The 17,367-nt window shown below is 45.3% G+C and carries 19 protein-coding genes and 2 tRNA genes; 10 read left to right on the top strand and 11 right to left on the bottom strand.

Annotated features, from left to right (window positions below):
* Positions 1-12: 12 nt before the first annotated feature.
* A complete protein-coding gene (locus J2128_RS01765; protein ID WP_209689127.1) occupies positions 13-855 on the bottom strand; it encodes a geranylgeranylglycerol-phosphate geranylgeranyltransferase in 843 nt (280 codons plus the stop codon).
* Positions 856-1,198: 343 nt separating this feature from the next.
* Positions 1,199-1,273, bottom strand: a tRNA-Arg gene (locus J2128_RS01760).
* A 114-nt stretch (positions 1,274-1,387) separates the two neighbouring features.
* Here J2128_RS01760 and J2128_RS01755 point away from each other — a divergent pair.
* Complete coding sequence (locus J2128_RS01755; protein ID WP_348632351.1) at positions 1,388-2,536, top strand: tRNA (guanine(10)-N(2))-dimethyltransferase; 1,149 nt, start codon at positions 1,388-1,390, stop codon at positions 2,534-2,536.
* 76 nt (positions 2,537-2,612) lie between these two features.
* On the opposite strand, the gene J2128_RS01750 is transcribed toward J2128_RS01755, so the two are convergent.
* Positions 2,613-3,725, bottom strand: coding sequence for a GTP-binding protein (locus J2128_RS01750; RefSeq protein WP_209689126.1), 1,113 nt, complete (start codon positions 3,723-3,725; stop codon positions 2,613-2,615).
* A 307-nt stretch (positions 3,726-4,032) separates the two neighbouring features.
* Here J2128_RS01750 and J2128_RS01745 point away from each other — a divergent pair, with 307 nt between their 5' ends.
* The 9 genes from J2128_RS01745 to J2128_RS12995 all read left to right on the top strand — a co-directional run bounded on the left by J2128_RS01745 (position 4,033) and on the right by J2128_RS12995 (position 11,425).
* The gene (locus J2128_RS01745) at positions 4,033-5,652 is read left to right on the top strand and encodes an anthranilate synthase component I family protein (protein WP_209689125.1); all 1,620 of its coding nucleotides are present in this window, start codon (positions 4,033-4,035) and stop codon (positions 5,650-5,652) included.
* The gene (locus J2128_RS01740; protein ID WP_209689124.1) at positions 5,649-6,224 is read left to right on the top strand and encodes an aminodeoxychorismate/anthranilate synthase component II; all 576 of its coding nucleotides are present in this window, start codon (positions 5,649-5,651) and stop codon (positions 6,222-6,224) included. Before J2128_RS01745 ends, J2128_RS01740 begins: the two co-directional genes overlap by 4 nt.
* Positions 6,224-7,243, top strand: coding sequence for an anthranilate phosphoribosyltransferase (trpD, locus tag J2128_RS01735; RefSeq protein ID WP_209689122.1), 1,020 nt, complete (start codon positions 6,224-6,226; stop codon positions 7,241-7,243). Before J2128_RS01740 ends, trpD begins: the two co-directional genes overlap by 1 nt.
* Positions 7,240-8,007 carry an indole-3-glycerol-phosphate synthase gene (locus J2128_RS01730; protein WP_209689120.1) on the top strand — a complete coding sequence of 256 codons (768 nt, stop codon included), beginning with the start codon at positions 7,240-7,242 and terminating at the stop codon, positions 8,005-8,007. Before trpD ends, J2128_RS01730 begins: the two co-directional genes overlap by 4 nt.
* 2 nt (positions 8,008-8,009) lie before the next feature.
* Positions 8,010-8,570, top strand: a complete 561-nt coding sequence (locus tag J2128_RS01725) for a phosphoribosylanthranilate isomerase (protein ID WP_348632350.1) — start codon at positions 8,010-8,012, stop codon at positions 8,568-8,570.
* A gap of 3 nt (positions 8,571-8,573) precedes the next feature.
* Positions 8,574-9,752, top strand: a complete 1,179-nt coding sequence (gene trpB, locus J2128_RS01720) for a tryptophan synthase subunit beta (RefSeq protein WP_209689118.1) — start codon at positions 8,574-8,576, stop codon at positions 9,750-9,752.
* Complete coding sequence (gene trpA, locus J2128_RS01715) at positions 9,749-10,639, top strand: tryptophan synthase subunit alpha (RefSeq protein WP_209689117.1); 891 nt, start codon at positions 9,749-9,751, stop codon at positions 10,637-10,639. The genes trpB and trpA overlap by 4 nt, the downstream gene beginning before the upstream one ends.
* Positions 10,640-11,066: 427 nt before the next feature.
* Positions 11,067-11,140: transfer RNA gene (locus tag J2128_RS01710), tRNA-Glu, on the top strand.
* 198 nt (positions 11,141-11,338) lie between these two features.
* A complete protein-coding gene (locus J2128_RS12995) occupies positions 11,339-11,425 on the top strand; it encodes a hypothetical protein (protein ID WP_394357554.1) in 87 nt (28 codons plus the stop codon).
* 161 nt (positions 11,426-11,586) lie between these two features.
* Here J2128_RS12995 and J2128_RS01705 read toward each other — a convergent pair whose 3' ends face one another.
* From J2128_RS01705 to csm2, 8 genes are all read right to left on the bottom strand, one after another.
* On the bottom strand, positions 11,587-11,811 hold the full coding sequence (locus tag J2128_RS01705; protein WP_209689116.1) for a type II toxin-antitoxin system HicA family toxin: 225 nt from the start codon (positions 11,809-11,811) through the stop codon (positions 11,587-11,589).
* Between the two features lie 3 nt (positions 11,812-11,814).
* Entirely contained in the window at positions 11,815-12,027 is a 213-nt protein-coding gene (locus J2128_RS01700) for a type II toxin-antitoxin system HicB family antitoxin (RefSeq protein ID WP_013329109.1), read from the bottom strand.
* 387 nt (positions 12,028-12,414) lie between these two features.
* Positions 12,415-13,044 (bottom strand): response regulator, encoded by a 630-nt coding sequence (locus J2128_RS01695; protein ID WP_209689115.1) that lies wholly within the window; start codon positions 13,042-13,044, stop codon positions 12,415-12,417.
* A 269-nt stretch (positions 13,045-13,313) separates the two neighbouring features.
* Positions 13,314-13,982, bottom strand: a complete 669-nt coding sequence (locus tag J2128_RS01690) for a CRISPR-associated endonuclease Cas6 (protein WP_209689114.1) — start codon at positions 13,980-13,982, stop codon at positions 13,314-13,316.
* Positions 13,983-14,000: 18 nt separating this feature from the next.
* A complete protein-coding gene (csm5, locus tag J2128_RS01685) occupies positions 14,001-15,179 on the bottom strand; it encodes a type III-A CRISPR-associated RAMP protein Csm5 (RefSeq protein WP_209689113.1) in 1,179 nt (392 codons plus the stop codon).
* Complete coding sequence (csm4, locus tag J2128_RS01680) at positions 15,179-16,114, bottom strand: type III-A CRISPR-associated RAMP protein Csm4 (protein ID WP_209689112.1); 936 nt, start codon at positions 16,112-16,114, stop codon at positions 15,179-15,181. The genes csm5 and csm4 overlap by 1 nt, the downstream gene beginning before the upstream one ends.
* A 26-nt stretch (positions 16,115-16,140) precedes the next feature.
* The gene (gene csm3, locus J2128_RS01675) at positions 16,141-16,869 is read right to left on the bottom strand and encodes a type III-A CRISPR-associated RAMP protein Csm3 (RefSeq protein WP_209689110.1); all 729 of its coding nucleotides are present in this window, start codon (positions 16,867-16,869) and stop codon (positions 16,141-16,143) included.
* 5 nt (positions 16,870-16,874) lie between these two features.
* Positions 16,875-17,363 carry a type III-A CRISPR-associated protein Csm2 gene (gene csm2 / locus J2128_RS01670; protein WP_209689107.1) on the bottom strand — a complete coding sequence of 163 codons (489 nt, stop codon included), beginning with the start codon at positions 17,361-17,363 and terminating at the stop codon, positions 16,875-16,877.
* Positions 17,364-17,367: the final 4 nt, after the last annotated feature.

Raw genomic sequence — 17,367 nt, 5'->3', positions numbered from 1 at the left:
AGAATATAATTTTTATCCAAATAGTACAGCTGAAACCAGAAATATGAGCAGTGCAAGAAACATACCTTTCTTCAGAAGGGACGTCGAACCTGAGCGCACCAGTGAGACCGAATCATCAGACATGAAACCTTTGAATGCTGCTGCAACGATAACCGCATCCGCTATTATTATCATCACAAGGTAGTACGGCCCCCAGAACCTGAAAAGCGGAAGAAGACTAATACAAACTCCAGTCAGAACAAGTATAAGACTTAATCCTCCGGTTTTTTTGACGCCGATATACATAGGAAGTGTCTTTGCACCTCCCTTTTTGTCCCCTTCTATGTCCTCTGCGTCCTTTAGGAGTTCACGCGAAAGCATTGCAAAAAACGTTATCGAAAAGACCACAGCATTCTGCAAAAGACCTGCGATACCAAAAATAGCACCGCCGAAAAGAAATATGCTCGCTGAAAGGTAGGACACCGCAACGTTTCCGACAAGCGGGAGAGATTTAAGTTTCTTCGCATATACCACTAGGAGAAACGAGTTGAAGACCGCAATCAAAAAACAGATAAGGTTTGCAAAAAATGAGATGAAAATCCCAGCCAGAAACAGTACAGCACTGAAAACAAGTGCTCCGTGAGGCGAAACAGTTCCCGAAGGGATAGGTCTCTTCGGCCTGTTGACAGCATCGATATCCCTGTCGCAGTAATCGTTTATGGTATTTCCAGCTGCGGTTATCAGGGCAACTATGGGAATAAGAATTAGAGATTTATAAGAGATTGTCCCCGTTGCAATAATTACTCCGAGTAAAACCGCAAAACCGGCAACTACAGAGTTTCCCGGACGTGTTATGTCAATATACCCTTTCAGCATTCCTGCAACAGTTTTCTCTCTTAAATGGGAAATAATCTTTTAAGTGTGCTATCCCAAAATTATTTTGCACAGATTAACTTTCTGCATCCATCCATAACCGGGCAACAGTTCAGAATCTGTTCCGGAAGATAAACTATCCCCTGAGCGGCTTATCACAATAAGAAGCCCCCCAGGCCGGGGCCTCACCGCCCGGCGGCGGGGGGTTGTCAAATGTGTTATCCCATACAGAACTGTTCCGGTCCATTTAATAAAGCTCTCCGGGCATATAATGCTTCAAATGAATCGGGATACTGCAATCTTTTAGGAACTTATTCAGAAAAAAATCATTTTAAAAAACGAAAAACGGGCTTGGGGGGATTCGGACCCCCGACTTTTAGCTTAGGAGGCTAACGCCATATCCAGGCTAGGCCACAAGCCCACGGGTGCGGTTTTGCGCCTATATGAGTTGTGCAGTATAAGCTATAATATTTCCTAAAAATGCCTGAGATAACTGCGACAATTTTTAACGCGGACGGTGGGTGTCCGCTTAAAAATGACAAATATCATTTTAATGGAAAGCACAATTGTATTGATGGAACTTGTCGAAGTAAAAGAAGGCAAAACCAGGTTTCTGGTTCCGGTACTTGATGAAAAACAGAATTTTCCTCCGGCAAGTGCTCCTGTGTTCTTCAACAAAAGAATGGAAATAAACAGGGATACGACTATTCTGGTGTTAAAATGTCTGGATGCGCAGACCTATCTTGACGCAATGAGCGCAACCGGTTCACGCGGCGTCAGGGTGTCAAACGAATGCGGGATACACGCGACGGTAAACGATAAAAGCCCCGATGCAATACCTCTTCTGGAATACAACAAAGAGACCTATGCTCCGGACATAGAAGTCACGAACTGCGACGCCAACGTAATCATGCACGAAAGGAGGTTCGACGCGGTCGACATCGACCCCTTCGGTTCACCGGCGCCTTTTCTGAATGCTGCAGCAGGGTGTGCAAAAAAATATCTTTTTATAACCGCAACCGACACGGCTCCTCTTTGTGGTTCGCACTTAAAGGCGGGCATGAGAAGATACTTTGCAAGGCCACTTAACAACGAGTACCACAGCGAGACGGGACTGAGGATACTTCTCGGCTATGCAGTAAGAGAGATAGTAAAATACGACAGGGGAGTTGAACCACTCTTTTCATTTGCACGGGAACACTTCGTAAGGCTTTACCTGAAACTTTCCTACGGTGCAGGAAAAGCCGACAAAACTATGGAAAACATAGGATTTATTCACCAGTGTCCGAAGTGCCCCTTCAGGACTGAAGAGGCGGGCCTTGTCCCAAAAACACACATATGCCCTGAATGCGGTGCAAGAATGACGGCCGCAGGACCCATGTGGCTTGGGCCCGTAAGCAGTAGAGAGACAATTGAGTCCATGCAGGAAAAAATTAAGGACTCTGAGCTTGGGACAGAAAAAAAAATAGAAAAACTTCTCGATACCTGCAAAAACGAGCTTTCAACACCGACATTCTATGATTACCATGTGTTAAGCAAGTTCTGGGGCGTTTCCCCTGTAGCAATAGAAACCGTCATACAACGCCTGAAAGATGCCGGCTATAAGGCGTCGAGAGTCCACTACGCGGGGACAGGACTAAAAACCGACGCACCCTTAAAAGAGATAAGAAAAGTCCTCACCTGAAAAATAAAATTATCGAAAAAAACATTTTTTAATCTTTAACCAGAGAACAGAATTTCCGATCCCTGTTTAGATAAAATCATGCTCTAGTAACAATCGTCAGGATGTCCTCGTCTTCAAGAGTGTGCGAAAGACCTACACGCTGTGCGTCATGCTTTACGGAGTCACCCCACACTTTGGCATACCTGAATTTTTCGACAAAGTCACGGTGGAGCTTGTTGCACACGGACTCGACAGTTGCAGGTTTCCTTATGATGAGAGGCTCTTCCATGTCGGCCTTTCCGCCGAAAGGTTTCAGATAAATTCTGATGAAGCCGAGTTCGTCGTAGATTTCGTCCTTTAAAAGTTCTATATTGTAGCCGCTGTGTGCAGAAAGCATAATCGGAGGGTTCCCGAACCTTTCGGTGACACTTACAATTATTTCCTGCCTTCTCTCCTCGTCTACAAGGTCCACTTTGTTGACTGCGAAGAATGCAGGGATATACACCCTGTTTCCAAGCATCGCGTCTATAAAGTCGTCCTGTGTAACTTCACCGCGTGTCAGGACGTCGGCGTTTACGATTCTGTTTTCACCAAGTATCGCACGGATTTCCTCAAGGTCAAGCCCTGCTTTGCCTACAGTGTTAAACCTTATCCCGCCGTTTGATGATTTTTTTATCGTTATATCAGGTTTTTCTTTGTTGAGCCTTATTCCGGCGTCGTAAAGCTCGTGTATAAGGACATTTATATGCTTCTCGTTGTAGACGTCTCCGAGAAGAAGAATGAGGTCTGCATTTCTGACGACACCTATTACCTCCTTTCCACGCCCCTTGCCCATGGCGGCTCCTGCAATAAGACCGGGTATATCGAGGATCTGGATGTTTGCACCCTTATGCTCCATAGCACCGGGGACTACGGTCAGGGTCGTAAATGCATATCCTGCGGTCTCGCTCTCGGCTCCCGTAAGCCTGTTTAAAAGTGTTGACTTACCGACAGACGGGAATCCTACAAGGACGACAGTCCCGTCGCCGGACTTTTTGACCGAATATCCTTCTCCTCCCCCGGCTGAGGCCATGGCCCTTGCTACCGCATCATCCTTTATCTTCGCAAGTTTGGCCTTAAGTCTTCCAATATGATGTGAAGTGGCTTTATTGTATTTTGTTTTCGAGATCTCGTCTTCAATTGCTTTAATTTCTTCTTCAATGGAAGTCATATTGTGCTGTTATAGATGGAGTTTAACTGGTACTTATTGGTAATGCAGAAATTTTATGCAAACGTAAAAAAAACACATGAAATCCGGAAAAAATAGTGATTTGGCAGGGTAAAAACTGCATATGCCAGTCTTTGGGCACCAGAGACCAGCCAAAATATGCGCGTATGAGCGACTTTTATTTAAAAAGTGCAACCTGCCCGCTGTGGTATTCTGCCCCGTAAAAACACAGTACAAAAACATGCAGGCGGGCGCTAAAGAACAAGCCGGTTCAGGTCCGGCCAGCCATTTTAATTAATCTTGTACAATAATGTATATATATGTACAAAATGCAACAAGTATTGTATACTATGATAATTATTACAAAAAAACGGACGGTGATGCCGGTGGAATGGAGACTGGCATAGACCATAAGAGATGTTCTTACGCAAAACCTTCCTTTGAAAAGTTCCGGACTATAAAGAAAAACCTCAAAGAAAATTCCCTGGTCCCGGTCTACAGGACAATCAAAGACCCCGGAACGGACCCCGCTTCTGCGTATGAAGCGGTCAGGGAGAAATATGGATTTCTTCTTGAGTCGATTGAAGGGACACATAAAAATGCCGGATACTCGGTCATAGGGACAGGCGTTCTGCTTCATATAACAGCCGGCCCGGAAATAAAAATGACAGGAGAGTTCAACCCGGCAGACAAATTTGAGGGCTCAAAACTCTGTGCAGATTCAATATACGGGATTTTAAAATCGTTTGAATACGAAGTCCCTGACATCCCCGGATATTCGGGAGGTTTCACCGGATATTTTTCGTACGACTTTGCACTGAAGGCAAACGATATCCCGGTGAACCCGGACACACAAGCCGGCTTTCCTCTTGCAGAATTCATGATGCCGAAGGTCTTCGTCATCTTCGACCACATCAGGAAAAACCTGACATTTCTCACATTCGTTACCGGTGACGGCAAAAAAGACCCGGACCCGGAGTACGAAAAAGCAGTCGCTGTGATTGAGTCGACAGAGAAAAAAATTCTCGGTGCGGCTTTGGGTTTATCAAAAAAAGAAAATGAAAATGGTCTTTTAGGTGGAGGGGGGCAGAAAAAAATCACCTACAGCTCGGATGTATCAGAAAAGCAGTATGAGGAGATGGTCAGAAAGGCCCGCGAGTACATCCTCGACGGCGACATATTTCAGGTGGTCGTGTCAAGAGGGTGCGAATGTGACTTTCCCGGCGACCCGTACCTTATCTACAGGCAGATGAGAAGAATCAACCCCAGCCCTTACATGTACTTCATGGACTTTTCCGAAAGGCAGGTCGTAGGGGCAAGCCCGGAGATGCTTGTAAGAGTCAAGGGCAGAAACATCTCGTCAGTCCCCATCGCCGGCACAAGAAAACGCGGCAGGACAGAAGAAGAGGACATCCAGCTTGAAAAAGACCTTGTAACCGACAAAAAAGAGCGTGCCGAACACCTGATGTTAGTCGACCTCTCAAGAAACGACATCGGGAGAGTCTCAAAATACGGGAGTGTCAGGGTCACGGACTTTATGTCGGTCGAAAAGTTCTCCCACGTCCAGCATATGGTTTCAACAGTCGAAGGCGTCCTGTTGGACAAAAAAAACTCGATAGACGCTTTCATGTCATGCTTTCCGGCAGGGACGGTCTCAGGCGCTCCGAAAATCCGTGCCATGCAGATAATAGAGGAACTCGAACACAAAAGAAGAGGTCTTTACGCAGGTGCGGCAGGCTACATCGGGCTCAACGAGAACATAGACTTTGCAATCACGATAAGGACGGTCGTGGTAAAAGACAAAAAAGCGTACTTCCAGTCAGGGGCAGGAATCGTCGCAGGCTCGGTGCCCGAATCGGAATTTCAGGAGGCCGAAAACAAGGCCGCAAGCATGAGAAGCGCAATCGAGTCGGCAGGAGACCTCTTATGAAAGTCCTTGTAGTCGACTGCTACGACAGCTTCACGTACAACCTCTGCCAGCAGATAGGACACCTTGGTGCAGAACCTTTTGTCGTCAAAAACGACCGCAGAGAGGATTTGCCCGACATTTACGAATTCGAAAGGATTGTCCTTTCGCCCGGACCGGGAAAGCCTGAAAATTCTAAGCTGTGTCTTGAAGTGCTTAAGGAATATTCAAAGGACATCCCGACACTTGGGATATGCCTGGGGCACCAGGCGATATGTCATTTCTTCGGCGGAAAGGTCGTGAGGACGGGAAGACCCGTTCACGGGATGACGTCGGAGATAAAACACGAGGATGCAGGAATCTTCAAAGGGATAACAGGGCCGTTTACCGCAACGAGATACCATTCCCTTGCAGCGGACGAAAGTTCACTTCCCGACTGCCTCCGCGTTACGGCGAGGAGCTGCGACGACAACATGATAATGGCGGTATCGCACACGAAATACCCGGTATTAGGGCTTCAGTTTCACCCTGAAAGCGTCATGACGAAATCAGGGGACAAAATCATGAAAAATTTTCTTGAACCGGAGGCGTTCTGATGATATCAGAATACATCAGAAAGGCCGTCTTCAGAAATGACCTCAGCTTCGAAGAGGCTGAAGAGGCCATGACTGAAATAATGACCGGAAACGCATCAGACAGTCAGATAGGAGCGTTTCTTACAGCACTCAGAATGAAGGGCGAGACAAGCACCGAAATTGCGGCGTTTGCGCACGTTATGAGAGACAACGCTGTCAATATAAAACCGAATGTCAAGGGAGCGCTTGTCGACACATGCGGGACCGGCGGAGACGGAAAAGACACTTTCAACATCAGCACTGCCACAGCCTTCGTTGCAGCAGGTGCAGGTGCCACCGTCGTAAAGCACGGTAACAGGGGTGTCAGCAGCAAATGCGGCTCGGCCGACGTTCTGGAGGCTCTGGGCGTCAGAATTGACATCGCCCCCTCAAAAGTCCCGGAAATTCTCGAGAAGAACGGGATTGGATTTCTGTTCGCACAGGCACACCATCCTGCGATGAAATACGCAGGCAGGGCAAGAAAGGAAATCGGGATAAGAAGTTTTTTCAACGTAATCGGCCCCCTTTCAAACCCCGCCGGTGCAGACGCACAGCTCCTTGGAGTCTACGACGAAACTCTCACCGGAAAAATCGCTGAAGTTCTGAACATCCTCGGTACAAAAAGGGCGATGGTTGTCAACGGCGACGGCTACGACGAGATAACGACGACAGGGCATACTACTGTCTCGGAACTAAGAAACGGAGAGATAAAAACATATCAGCTTGACCCGGAATCCTTTGGCTTCAGTCCGGCTTCACCGGAACAGATTAAAGGAGCAGACCCTGCCAAAAACGCGGAAATAATAAAGTCCGTCCTCAAAGGTGAGGACGACGGGCCGAAAAGGGACATCGTAATTTTAAACGCAGGTGCAGCGGTCTACCTCGGCGAAAAGGCCGGAAATATAGAGGCAGGCATAAAACTGGCAGAGAAGTCCATCGACTCAGGCAACGCACTTGAAAAACTTGACAACCTCATCCTTCTTTCAGGAGGCAGGAAATGATCCTCGACGATATCTGTGCACTTTCCAGAAAAAGGGCGGCTGAAATTCCTGCTGATATAATCAAATCCTCGCAGGAGGAGAAATACTCGGCGAAAAACCTGTGTGATGCAGTCAGAAACTGCAAAGGCATAAAAAACGCAGTAATCGCCGAAATAAAGTACAGGACACCTTCGGACGATTCGCTGGGCTCAGCCAAAACACCCGCAGAAATTGCCGCAGCCTACGAAAAAGGCGGTGCATGTGCAGTCTCTGTCCTGACCGAGCCGTTCTTCTTCAAAGGCGGAAACGAAAACATTGCGCTGGTCAAATCAAAAACAGGTCTTCCGGTATTGAGAAAGGACTTCATCGTCGACGAAAAGCAGATCTACGAGGCGTACTCCCTTAAGGCCGACTCGGTCCTCCTGATATCAGGTGTCCTCAAAAATAAACTTGCGGACTTTATCGAGGTCTGCAAAACGCTTTCAGTCGAGCCCCTGGTCGAGACGAGAACAACTGACGAGGCTGAATTCGCACTGCGGTGCGGTGCAGAACTCTGCGGGATAAACAACCGCAACCTGAAGGATATGACAGTCGACACAGACGCGACAAAAAAGATTTCGGAGACGCTTCAAAACGCGGGCGTAACCGTAATTTCAGAGAGCGGAATAAAAACACCCGCCGACATCGGGGAGCTGAAAAGTTTCTGCGACGGGTTTCTCATCGGGACAGCCCTTATGAAATCAAAGGACCCGCAGAAAACACTGGAGGGGGTTGTATTCGCGTAAAGGTGTGCGGAATAACGACGGTCAGAGACGCTCTTATCGCCGAGGAGGAAGGGGCCGATGCCGTTGGAGTCATCGTCTGCTCCGAATCCCCCAGAAACGTCTCCATAAAGCATGCAAGGGAAATATTCGATGCACTTGGCCCGAACACCGAAAAGATTTGTGTCACTGATACAAAAAACCCCGAAGACATCGGCATCATACTCTCACTCAAGCCTTCGGCGGTCCAGGTCCCGGAAGGGCTCAAAGTTTCCAAAGACATTAAAACGAAGGTCTACAGGGCGGTGTCGGATGAAAGCTTCAGGGACATGCCCTGCGATGCGGTCGTAATCGATAAGAGCAGCGGTAAGGGGATAGCCTACGACAAAAATTTCGCGGCGGAAGTATCCAGGAATTCACAGGTGCCGGTCATCCTTGCAGGCGGACTTACGCCTGAAAACGTGAGAGAGGCGATAAAAGACGTCTCGCCGTGTGCGGTCGACGTCTCTTCAGGCGTCGAGAAGTCAAAGGGCATCAAGGACAGGGAAAAAATAAGACAATTTATCAAAATATGCAGGGAGGTCTGAACCTTGGCGGAAAAAACAGGTTACTACGGAAAGTTCGGCGGGAGGTTCGTCCCCGAAACTTTAATGGCGGCTTTATACGAACTTGAATCGGAATACGGACGGCTGAAAGACGATGAGAAATTCAAGTCCGAACTTAATTATTATCTTACTGACTACGCGGGAAGAGAGACACCTCTTACTTTCTGCAAAAACATGTCGGACGACTGTGGATGCAAAGTCTACCTGAAACGTGAAGACCTTGTCCACGGAGGCGCCCACAAGCTGAACAACACTCTGGGCCAGGCGATTCTTGCAAAGGCTATGGGAAAAAAGCGCCTTATCGCTGAGACCGGCGCAGGGCAGCACGGTGTTGCAACAGCAATCGCGGGCGCCGTCCTCGGTCTTCCCGTTGAAGTGTTCATGGGCGAGGAGGACTGCGAGAGGCAGAAACTCAACGTTTTCAGGATGGAGCTTATGGGCGCAAAGGTGCACCCTGTGTCGTCGGGGACGAAGACTCTCAAGGACGCGACGAACGAGGCTTTGAGGGAATGGTCAAAGACTGTCGAATACACCCACTACCTGATAGGATCAGTAGTCGGCCCGCACCCGTTCCCCGAAATCGTCAGGGACTTTCAGTCTGTAATCGGAAAGGAGACGAGGAGGCAGTGTCTTGAAAAGGAGGGAAGACTTCCTGACGCACTTGTCGCATGCGTCGGCGGCGGCTCAAATGCAATCGGGATGTTCTACCCGATGATAAACGACGACGTCAGGATGATAGGCGTCGAGGCGGGAGGAAAAAGTATGAAGCCGGGGGAAAACGGTGCAACGCTCAACACTGGAGCCCCGGGTGTTCTGCACGGCGCCCTGTCTTACTTAATCCAGGACAATGACGGTCAGGTCCAGGGGACGCACTCTGTTTCGGCGGGGCTTGACTACCCCGGAGTCGGGCCTGAGCACAGTATGTTGAAAGAGCTGAAAAGGGTGGAGTACTCATACGCGATGGACCCGGAAGTCCTGGAGGCGTTTTCGTATCTTTCAAGGACAGAAGGGATTATCCCCGCTCTTGAGTCTTCGCATGCTGTGTCCTATGTCCTCAAGAACAGGGACGAGTTCGACAAAGACGATATCGTGGTGATATGCCTTTCGGGAAGAGGGGACAAGGACGTATCCCAGGTCTCAGAGATGACGGGAGGAAACCTATGAAGGCTGATCTGTGCGGAAAAACAAGACTTGCGAAGGCTTTTGAAAATAAGGGCTTTGTTGCGTACACCGTTGCGGGAGACCCGTCTGTAAAGGAGTCGGTTATTGCCGCGAAGGCCTTGGTCAGAGGCGGCTGCGATGTCCTTGAACTTGGCGTCCCCTTTTCAGACCCGGTCGCGGACGGACCGGTAATACAGAAGGCCGACAAAAGGGCCCTTGATGCGGGAATTACAGTTGACGGAGTTTTCGAGGTCGTAAGGGAGATAAGAAAGTTTTCCGATGTCCCGCTGGTGTTTCTGGTCTACTGCAACATTGTCTTCAGGAGAGGTGTCGACAGGTTCTACGACGAGGCAAAGGAGGCGGGTGTTGACGGGATACTTATCGTCGACATGCCTCCGGAGGAATCGGGGCCTGCTCTGAAGGCTTCGAAAAGGACGGGGATTGCCCAGATATTTCTTGTGACGCAGACGACTTCTGATGAGAGGCTTGACAAAATCGTTGAAATGGCGTCGGGTTTTGTGTACCTTGTGTCCACTCTCGGCGTTACGGGCCAGAGGGCGGAAGTGTCAGAGAAGGCTTTCCCGCTTCTTGAAAAAGTCGAAGCGAAGACGAGTGTCCCTGTAGCCGTCGGTTTCGGTATATCAAAGCCTGAGCATGCAGAGGAGATTGTCGGACACGGTGCGGACGGAGTCATCGTAGGGAGTGCAATCGTTTCAATAATAGAGAAGTTCAGCGGGAAATGCAACGGGGAATCCAAAGACGGTGCAAACGGCAACGAAATGACAGTCACAGACGGGAAGGAAAAAGACAAAGAGACGGAAGAAATGTGCAATGAGCTTTCGGAGTACGTAAAATCGATGAAGGACGCAATGAAAAACGTAATGAGATGACAGTGAACAACATTCAGTGAACAATAGTGAACCGGCGGACGCGGACAGACAACTGGTATGCGGGGTATCCTGGCAACTGTTTATGATTAATATATGATTAATTTATGATTTGTGTGCCCCGGCAAAGTCAGGCAGGTAATACCGGGAATTAACTGGAAATTATGCCGGTAAAAATAAAAAATAAAGGGTTCACTTTTTTTACTTCTTTTTAGGTTCACTTTTTCCACTTTTTTTAAAGGTCTTTTACGGCGGCGGGATGATATAGATTTATGAAGGTTACATTTGCCAAAAAGATGTAAGCATGCAAAGATGCCAAAAGAAATGCTAAAAAAGAGAATATTTTTCGGATTTTTAAACTGAGGGACTATTAAACCCGATTATCAAACTTTAAGTAGTAATTCTGACAACTTAATATACACAATTTTAAGCTGATATAGTGTAGTCGGCCAATCATGCAGGACTCTCACTCCTGCGACTGGGGTTCGAATCCCCATATCAGCATATTTACAGATGGTATCTGTTCTCTTTTGAGTTTTCTTAAAAACTATACTCTGCTATTGTTCCTGTCAAGGGAATAATTTTTCTCTATTTAATCATAAAAAATTAAGATTTCATGATTGATTTTTACTAAATAATTACACTTGAATTTACAAAATAGTCCCGGATATTAAGCACTGAAAGACATTCAGGGACAATTATATGCATCCCGCTCTTGAAGAAGGTCTGATTGAGATGACAATTCCGGAAAAAGCCCAGCGGCCCGAAACAAAAGTACCGCCTGACTGAAAAAGACAGGGCGTATCCCGGGATGAATAGTGAAATAACTTTTTTCCCAGGTTCTTACCATGAAAATCACGTTGGAATTTTCAGGAACCAGGCATGATTGGCTGCGCCAATCATACCAGTTTTTGCAACGAATATACAAGGCTCGAAATATCTTATGAAGGCTATAATAGTTTTATAAATTCGTCTCTTGTTAGCCCTGCCTGTCTGATGATGCTGTTTATCGTTCCTTTTGAAATTTCCTTGTGGTTTGGAATGGTAAGCCTTCGATAAGGTTCTGTATCCTGCCTCAGAATTATATGGCTGCCGGTCTGATGGTCGATTTCGTAACCGATTTTATTTAGTGCCTTTATTACTTCAATGTAGGATAGTACAGGTAATTTTGGCATATATCAGGCGCTTATTTCTACGGTTTCTTCATATATTGACGGGGGAATAGGTTCATTGTGTTTCTTCAGGCTTTCCAGGTACCCTTTTGCAGCGTCTTTTATGTTTTCAAGTGCTTCGGCCCTGGTTTTTCCTTGGGATATGCAGCCCGGAAGGGACGGGCATTCGGCGACAAAAATTCCGTCTTCGTCCATTTCTATGATGACTCTGAATTTCATAAAACCTGATTTCACCTCTTTTGAGGTTATAACTTATTATATGTTAAACTTTTTTCCGGTAATGTACTATTACGATTTCTGCAATAATAAATCTGTTATGCGGGCACAAAGGGTCTGTGTTAAATTTCTGACTGGCCCGTTTTTTTCAGTTGGGGGGTCAGTCACGGTGTCGGCCCAAGTCTCAAAAGCGGCCAGGATTGCGACGGCAGCACTGCTCATTGAAGAAACACTGGAGCACTTGACGGAAAGCATTCCGGCCTGTTCTGCCGTATCGTCTTCGAAGACGATCTTTACTGTGTAGCTCTCGCGGTTGCTATCGACCCCGTCGTGCGATATTTCTCATTTAAATCCCACGAGAAGACTCAATTTCATCGATTCCCTCATAAATTAAATTTTTAGTAGAACTTTAAGAACGGTACCGGATAATCTGGCAGGTATATCCTCGATTCCATACGCACCTAATTTTTTTGCTTCGTCCGCCAATTCGTCGGTGACATGTCCTGTATAAAACACAACTGGTATTTGTGAATTAATCGCTTTTACTTTATGCAATAATTCAAAACCTTTTGCTATTCCTACATCTGAAAAGACATCTGAGATTATTAAATCAATGTTTCCTGTTTTTAATTGGGCTAAGGCGTCATCTGTACTTAAACTACACGTGATCCCAATGCCTAGAACCTCGAATGCAATTCTTTCATAATGATTCCATTCGGGATGATCATCGACCCATAATACTTTTTTTCCAGTCAACTGGTCGATCTGATTTAAGCTTCTGAACGTTTCAGAGACTCCTGCAACACTTTTTTCAATATATTCGGTTCTTTGTGAATTCATTTCCACAATGCTCATTTTTTCTAACGTCGCTCTGATTATTAAAAGAATTGCCTCAAATTGTTCTTTTTGATAGTTGAGTTGTTTTATACTCTGTCGTCTCTGTATCTCATAAAAGGTAAATGTGACAATTATGGTAAGTAGTATACCAATTACTCCAAGAAGTATAGTAATCTCGACCATCTATCAGTAATTCCATTTGTTGTTGAAATCCTTGTTTTAATGGAATTAATTCTGCAACTCCATCAGATTGATCTACCATTTCTTGGGGGGGGTTCCGTTGAAATCCTTGTTTTAATGGAATTAATTCTGCAACCGCATCAAATTTGCCTGAATAAGACAAATGGTCATTTACCTTCGTGCTTTTTTCAGTGATATATAAAGGGAATGACAGGATCTCAGATCTCTGTTTATAAGGGCATACTTTCTGTATAAAAAAGTTGCTCCTTTCCTCATTCCAAAAGGTTGTGATTTTCCACGCGGAGAGCACCAAAACCCTGTGATACTCCTTTTCCAAGACCACAGTATTCAGGAAGGGAGAAATTTACTCTGAACTCCCCCGTAAATCCAGTCATACCTACACTTTTGTAGCGTGTCTGAACAGAATCGATTTTCGAATGAACATACAGTCGGTTCTCGACAACAATGCCAAGCCCTTTTGCCATCGAGAGTATATTGCCCGTCAGGATTTTGTTTAGAAATTCCTTTCTCTTCTTCCAGTCGGAAATCTTATTATAACTCTCATAATTCTTTGAGTTAAGTGCAAGCCATGGAGAAAGAAACCTGTAGCTGACAGGCTTGGGGGTGATATCTATATCAACCGATCTTTCATGAATTGTTCTTTTAGTAACCTCATATCTGCTCCCCAGCAGATCAAGCTCATTTATCTCCCCGGATATTTTCTTTATGACATCCGCACCTTCTTCTATACCAAAAATGGAAGGAGTTTTTCCTACCATCTTATACTGCACACGCGGGTAGGTCAGGACAGGAGAACCCATATGGTTATGAAGTACCGGGTATTCGGAGAAGACATTCCCTATATAACCTCTAAGCTGAGTAGCCTCCTCCTTCACAGGTCTGTCGGTTTTAAGGACCAGATAAAGCGTCTTATATTTCATCGGATCTCCGGGTTCTGTTTACCATTCCATCCACCCCGCAGGTGTGTATGACATTGTAATCTCTACACTCTTGGGATAAGGAGGGGAAATTTCCAAACCATCATATTGCCGGGGATATTTTCCAAGTTTCAGATCAGTTACAATTTTTGCAAACAGATCAGGGTCATTATCCTCCACAATCCCCATTATTGTCTGATAAAGAGTACCTGTCCCAAAACCGACCCGGATCAGATTTCCATTATCCATCCGGCTTTTGATAGTATTCAGATTTTTTCTGAGGATCATATCATACTCTGATTCTTTTATCCGAATCTTTTCCAGCAGGTGAGACTCCTTTTCAAAAGCGGCCCTGTTGAACTCAGATACAACATTTTTTATTTCTGAAACCAGATTTTCCCCATCATAAAAATCCTGAAGCCCGAAAGATTCAAATTTCTCTTCAATTTGTTTTCTATCATCAGCTTTTACAGCATTGAACTGGTCCGAAACGGATATACTTCCACTGAAAGCGGAACCTTTTTTTATGCATTCAGCATAAACAGGAAAATCTTTTTGAGCCATACCCTGCCTACCAAGCGACCACGTTTTGATACTCTGAACTGAGATGCGATTATTTTTTTCGGGCATAAAATCCGACACCAGCAAAAATTTCATTATATCATTTCTAGGGTCGTATCTCCTTTCGTGTTGATACGAAAATACATTATCAGTCAGATTCTTTCCGATTCGTTTCCTATTAGTCCGGTCACTAATTTCAGAACTGAGTTTTTGAACCAATTCATCAGATCTTCTGGAGAAATACTTCCACAGAAGTGCCGTCCTGACCGCACCTTTGATGCTGGATCCGGGAATATATGCAATATCTGCTGTTTTTATACATTCACGAATATCTTTAATATTGTTCGGCAGTATTGCACCCGTTCTCTCGGCAAGATACCTGAAAACATCTTTTAGATTATCTATCCGCTCGTCCCTGAAAAATCTTTCAAGGGTGAAATCATTATCTGATCTCACCCTGTTGATATATACGGATTTTTTATCTTCACTGAGCGAGCGGTAAAACTTATCCATATCAACCCTTGCAACAAAATTTTTACCTGATTTTGTACCTTTATGAAAGACAAATTCGTAAGGCGTATAAACCTGTCCTGTCCCGATGTGTACAGGTGTTAATGTCCTGACCATTAGTTCCGTCATTAAATCCCTCCCCATGGAACTGTAAAGGCCATACCGTATTCAACAACCGGTGGGTTTTCCCTTACCATTGCAACAGATCCATAATACTTTTTCCCTGTATTCCTGAATACAGAACCTTCTTTTAGCATTATAACCTGTTTTTTCATAAAACCGTCCGTACTTCTGCCATGAATAGTTACAGGATCATACCATATCCCGCCATTGAACTGTTCAATATCCTCGGGCAGATAACGTGATATTGATGTCAGATACTCTGTTTCAACCTCAGGGAGTGTGTATTCACCGAATTCAATCTCAAAAGATCCTCCTCCAACTGAGATCTCTTTTCCTATTCCCCTGTCTTTCAGGAAAGAAAACCCGGCATTTATTTTATCCTTCCATGAATCATCAATGAGATCAACCAATATACAAAAGCCGCTTCCTTCTTTGTAAAAACAGCCCTCTGAATAGAAGAACTGTTCAGATTCAGAAGACATCCTGTTGATCTGATTATGCGGCACATCTGCCGCTAACTGCTCCCGATGGAAATCATCACCTTTAGGGATAAGAATCCCTGAGGATTTAATACAGTATTCCTTTTCAAAGTTCATGATTCCGGCGGACTTCAGTTCGCCTTTCGAAAGCTTCAGAAAAATATCCTCGTGGAGGAACCTCACTTTTTTGAACTTTTTGAATGCGTCGAAATTACTTTCATCAGGTATCTTCGCAGATGGAATTTTCGGCATAGGGAAGAAGTGCACAACTGACCCGTTGTCTCTCTTCTCACACGGTATGCCAGAAGACATAAGAAACGGCGGATTGTCAGGATAACAACTCAGCAATCCATCCACATCAAAGCCTAACTCTGAAAATGCACTGCATAGTGCTCCGAATATTGTATTAGACGGGATGCTTGACGGAAAAAGCGATTCAGGATATATGTATACTGCATACATTGCGCCACTTCCAAAATTATCGGAATTTAAAGCGCCTGCCTGATCTCACGCACTCTGCTCTTTCCTTCTGCTGACTTGACTGTTGTCCAGTCCCTGCCTTCTATATATGAGTCCTTAGTCTTTTCGAGAAGTTCCACATCTTCAAAACTTATCTTCCCATACCCCCTTGAACCGGACGCTCCCAGATAGTTGTCCTCAAGCATGTCCATCGCTTCAAAGATGATCTTCAGTCTTTCCTTATCCTTCTCTTCATACTCTGAAAAGATCATTTCAAAATCAAATTTTGAACCGGCGGGCACACGCTCGATAAATCTTGGAGTTGCCGCTGAAGAAATCCGATTCAGGAAATTTTCTCCTTTCACTTCTGTCCCGTGCATGATATCCTCTTTGGATTCCCATAGATCCTTAGTGGCAACGTCAGGGAAAGAATCCCTCACTATAAGCCTGGTCGGACCTGACAAAAACCCGTCCTTTGCTCCACGCCCGAAGGTTACACAGAGGTCACAGTCTTCCTTATCACAATTATGAACCCCTCCGTTTTTTCCTCCCCATTTATCCATGTTTCTCTGTTCAAGAAGAGATCTCATCTTTCCTTTTATGGATGAACCGGGAATATAGGGCAGTCCTGATATCCTGTCAATTACAACCGGAGAATCAGTACCGCCGATCTTTATGGATTCGGCTATCCCTCCGATATGAATGCCTGTTTTGCAGTTAATCTTTCCTTTTATCAGATAGTTTCTCTTAAAATCCATTTCATTCACTCCTTCTCATAATACTTGGAGTATGCAACCAGCGATTCCATAACCGATACGAATTTTTTGAAATTTTCTGCAGAAGCCTGATCTCCAGTTTTAGAAGGGATTTTATCGAGACATAAAGTACAGAAATTATAGAAATCTCCGGGAATCGTCTTTCTTCCTTTTGCATACGCAAGTGTGGGATAGAGCATATAGTAGCCGGATTTTGCAGACTCCCAGCCGGATTCTGAGATCTTTTCCTGAATCTTAATGATACTGTCAAAATATTTTCGGAGCTGCGTTGGATTCAGCTCTGATCTGTTGGATTTAAGCTGTTTTGCAACTTTTTCAGCAATCCCGTCCGGCTTTGCAATATCCTCAATCGAGATGGAACCCAGATCAGGAGCTTCTTTAAGCGGCTTAAGAATATCCTCAAATTCACTATTCCCACGTCTGGAATTTTGTTTTGGTTCATACTCATTTTTATATCTCGATCTTTCATAACTCATCTCT

Origin of the sequence: Methanomicrobium sp. W14 (assembly GCF_017875315.1) — an archaeon.
Lineage (GTDB): Archaea > Halobacteriota > Methanomicrobia > Methanomicrobiales > Methanomicrobiaceae > Methanomicrobium.
The sequence above is the reverse complement of the archived record's forward strand: the minus strand, read 5'-3'. Positions and strand labels throughout refer to the sequence as shown.

Bases quoted from the DNA above. Each gene is read 5' to 3' on its own strand.
- csm5 (WP_209689113.1), bottom strand. From the start codon at position 15,179: ATGACGGAACTAATGGTCAGGACATTAACACCTGTACACATCGGGACA.
- J2128_RS01730 (WP_209689120.1), top strand. From the start codon at position 7,240: ATGATCCTCGACGATATCTGTGCACTTTCCAGAAAAAGGGCGGCTGAA.
- J2128_RS01765 (WP_209689127.1), bottom strand. From the start codon at position 855: ATGCTGAAAGGGTATATTGACATAACACGTCCGGGAAACTCTGTAGTT.
- J2128_RS01690 (WP_209689114.1), bottom strand. From the start codon at position 13,982: ATGAAATATAAGACGCTTTATCTGGTCCTTAAAACCGACAGACCTGTG.
- csm3 (WP_209689110.1), bottom strand. From the start codon at position 16,869: ATGGATTTTAAGAGAAACTATCTGATAAAAGGAAAGATTAACTGCAAA.
- J2128_RS01705 (WP_209689116.1), bottom strand. From the start codon at position 11,811: ATGCCAAAATTACCTGTACTATCCTACATTGAAGTAATAAAGGCACTA.
- J2128_RS01740 (WP_209689124.1), top strand. From the start codon at position 5,649: ATGAAAGTCCTTGTAGTCGACTGCTACGACAGCTTCACGTACAACCTC.
- trpA (WP_209689117.1), top strand. From the start codon at position 9,749: ATGAAGGCTGATCTGTGCGGAAAAACAAGACTTGCGAAGGCTTTTGAA.
- csm2 (WP_209689107.1), bottom strand. From the start codon at position 17,363: ATGAGTTATGAAAGATCGAGATATAAAAATGAGTATGAACCAAAACAA.
- J2128_RS01745 (WP_209689125.1), top strand. From the start codon at position 4,033: ATGTATATATATGTACAAAATGCAACAAGTATTGTATACTATGATAAT.
- J2128_RS01695 (WP_209689115.1), bottom strand. From the start codon at position 13,044: ATGGTCGAGATTACTATACTTCTTGGAGTAATTGGTATACTACTTACC.
- trpD (WP_209689122.1), top strand. From the start codon at position 6,224: ATGATATCAGAATACATCAGAAAGGCCGTCTTCAGAAATGACCTCAGC.
- csm4 (WP_209689112.1), bottom strand. From the start codon at position 16,114: ATGTATGCAGTATACATATATCCTGAATCGCTTTTTCCGTCAAGCATC.
- J2128_RS01750 (WP_209689126.1), bottom strand. From the start codon at position 3,725: ATGACTTCCATTGAAGAAGAAATTAAAGCAATTGAAGACGAGATCTCG.
- J2128_RS01755 (WP_348632351.1), top strand. From the start codon at position 1,388: ATGACAAATATCATTTTAATGGAAAGCACAATTGTATTGATGGAACTT.
- J2128_RS01700 (WP_013329109.1), bottom strand. From the start codon at position 12,027: ATGAAATTCAGAGTCATCATAGAAATGGACGAAGACGGAATTTTTGTC.
- J2128_RS12995 (WP_394357554.1), top strand. From the start codon at position 11,339: ATGCATCCCGCTCTTGAAGAAGGTCTGATTGAGATGACAATTCCGGAA.